This window comes from Bradyrhizobium sp. STM 3809 (assembly GCF_000239795.1).
In the GTDB taxonomy this organism is placed as follows: Bacteria; Pseudomonadota; Alphaproteobacteria; order Rhizobiales; family Xanthobacteraceae; genus Bradyrhizobium.
In genome coordinates, this window is sequence record NZ_CAFJ01000074.1 from 1 (window position 1) to 2849 (window position 2849).

General features: G+C 65.3%; 1 protein-coding gene and 1 pseudogene. One reads left to right on the plus strand and one right to left on the minus strand.

Annotation, left to right across the window (positions count from 1 at the left end):
- Positions 1-481: 481 nt before the first annotated feature.
- A pseudogene (locus BRAS3809_RS37245) lies at positions 482-612 on the minus strand (DUF1801 domain-containing protein); the annotation flags it as partial.
- Positions 613-916: 304 nt separating this feature from the next.
- Between BRAS3809_RS37245 and BRAS3809_RS03570 the strand changes: the two are divergent.
- Complete coding sequence (locus BRAS3809_RS03570; protein ID WP_008960738.1) at positions 917-2608, plus strand: methyl-accepting chemotaxis protein; 1692 nt, start codon at positions 917-919, stop codon at positions 2606-2608.
- The last annotated feature ends 241 nt before the right edge of the window (positions 2609-2849 follow it).

Below are 2849 nucleotides of genomic sequence, written 5' to 3' on the forward strand. Positions count from 1 at the left end.
TCCGCGACGAGACGTACGTCGGCATGCTCGAAGCACGCTGCGTCTTGCCGCGGCCACCGCCTCCCACCCCAACGCGCCGTGACGTTCGCGAAGCGCCCCTCGTCAGCGAGGCGGGATGCGGATAAGAAAGCAGATATTTCGGAAAATACAAAGCAAGATATTTTTCGCGTGGCATCTGGACAGTCCAAATCAGCCTGACGCGATTACTGAATTCGGCTTGCCGGCACACGGCTGTTCGGCGCGGGGAATGTCTCCCGGTCCTCCGGCCGCGCGTGGAATCTGGCCGTCGGGCAAATCAGCGCGAACCACGTCTGGTGGGTCTGGCTCGCGGCGCTCGCCAGGACGCCGATGGTGATTGTCGATGTCGCCACGTCCATCCACCGTCGTCCCGGACAAGCTGCGCTGCGCGCCAGCGCGGCGCGGCGCCGATCCGGGACCCATACGCCGTGCGGGTTATGAGTTACGAAAAAGCCAATAGCCTGCCGGCATGCGACCAGACCGGCACGCCGCGCCATTTCCATTCTTCGATGACGTCAGGATCGGCCTGCTTGATGAGTCCACGGACACGCGCCAGCGTCGCGCCCGCCAGTCGCCGAGCTCCACGACCTTCATGTCGATCAGGTGCGACGGAACGTCGCGCGGCGGCTTAGTCTGTCTCCTGATCGTCTTTTTCACCGCTCTTCCCGCGATGATCAGCCCGTCTTGCGCTTATCCCGTAGTTCTACGGCGGGATTTCTACGCCGGGCCACTCTGCTAATTTTTAGTGCAAGTTTTAACGTCTCAAAAGAGTAATCGGCTCCGGTTCCCGGCGCATCCCTCGACGTCGAGCGGTCCATGCGCCCGTTTTCAGTAGAACATCTGTTTCGAGCCGTCGCTGTGCGCGACCTTGGCGGGTGTTGAAGTTCTGGAGTCGACGATGTCTTCCTTCTCAAACCTGTCCATCCGCAACAAGGTCTTGTTGGCGTTCGGCGTCGTGCTGATCACGGCCATGGGGCTCGGCGGCTTCGCGACGGATCGGCTGGCGACCGTCAACAGATCGGCCGCCGAGGTCCGCGACAACTGGCTGCCGGCGACCGGTTGGCTGGGCACGATCTCCAAGGCGCTCGAGCAGTACCGCGCCAGGCAGGCCCAGTTCCTGCTAGCCGCCACGGCGGAGGAGAAGAACGAGCAGCACAAGCTGATCGAGGAGACGCTTCAGCACCTCGAGGAGACGTGGCGGCTCTATGAGCCGACAGTGACGACGCCGGAGGAGAAGGCGCTGGTGGCTGCGTTCAAGGAACCTTGGGCCATCTATCTCGAGGACAGCAAGCAGTTGCTCGAGCTGTCGCGCAAGAACCAGATCGAGGCAGCGAACGCGCTTTTCATGGGCAAGCTGCGTGGCGAGTTCGGCAAGGCACGCAAGGCGCTGGAGCAGGACCTCGCCTTCAACGTCGAGCAGGGCAAGGCCGAGGCCGACAAGGGCGCCGCCGTCTACCAGTCCTCGCGCACATGGATCTTCGCCACGATCGGGCTGGCGGCCCTGCTCTGCGTCGCGATGGGCTATCTCATCGTGTCCGGCGTGTCGCGGCCGATCACGGCGATGACCGAGGCGATGCGCCGGCTCGCCGGCGGCGACCTGGCGGCGCCGATTCCGGGCACCGATCGCAAGGACGAGATCGGGGAGATGGCGGGCGCGGTGCAGGTGTTCAAGGACAATGCGATCGAGACCGAGCGGCTGCGCGCCGAGCAGGCCGAGGCCGAAAAGCTCGCCGGCGAGCGGCGCAAGCGTGACATGCACGAGCTTGCCAACAGCTTCGAGAGCGCGGTGGGACAGATCATCAACACCGTCTCGTCGGCCTCGACGGAGCTCGAAGCCTCCGCCTCGACCTTGACTTCGACGGCCGAGCGGACCCAGCAGCGCACCACGGCGGTGGCCGCCGCATCCGAGCAGGCCACCGCCAACGTGCAGTCGGTCGCCTCCGCGACAGAGGAGCTGAGCTCGTCGGTCACCGAGATCAGCCGGCAGGTGCAGGAATCCGCGCGCATGGCCAACGAGGCGGTCGATCAGGCGCGCAAGACCAACGACCGCGTCAGCGAATTGTCGCGGGCGGCGGCGCGGATCGGCGACGTCGTCGAGCTCATCAACACCATCGCCGGCCAGACCAACTTGCTGGCCCTGAACGCCACCATCGAGGCGGCTCGCGCCGGCGAAGCCGGCCGAGGCTTCGCCGTGGTCGCCTCCGAGGTCAAGGCGCTTGCCGAGCAGACCGCCAAGGCCACCGGCGAGATCGGCCAGCAGATCGCCGGCATCCAGAGCGCGACCCTGGAGTCGGTCGGTGCCATCAAGGAGATCAGCGGCACGATCGAGAAACTGTCGGAGATCTCCTCGACCATCGCCGCGGCCGTCGAGGAACAGGGCGCCGCGACCCAGGAGATCTCGCGCAACATCCAGCAGGCGGCGCAGGGCACCCACGAGGTGTCGTCCAACATCACCGACGTGCAGCGCGGCGCCAGCGAGACCGGCTCAGCCTCGTCGCAGGTGCTGTCAGCCGCCCAGTCGCTGTCGCAGGACAGCAACCGACTGAAGCTCGAAGTCGGACGGTTCCTGAACACGGTGCGCGCGGCGTAGCGACGGCACTCTGCTCGCGAAGCCGCGGCAGGTGAATTTGAGATCTGATTGTGAGACGGAGCCACCAGCCACACGGCCGGTCGGCTCCCTCTCCTCGTTCTTCACGGGGAGAGGGTTGGGGTGAGGAGCGGCCGCTCGGGTGGTGCGCCTGATAAGCCCTGCTCCAGCACGCGGACGATATTTTTAAGTGCATCGCCGATGCATCGGGATGAGGCAAGTAACACGCTTCACTGGGTGTGGC

Coding starts and splice junctions, on each gene's coding strand:
- BRAS3809_RS03570 (WP_008960738.1), top strand. CDS start 917: ATGTCTTCCTTCTCAAACCTGTCCATCCGCAACAAGGTCTTGTTGGCG.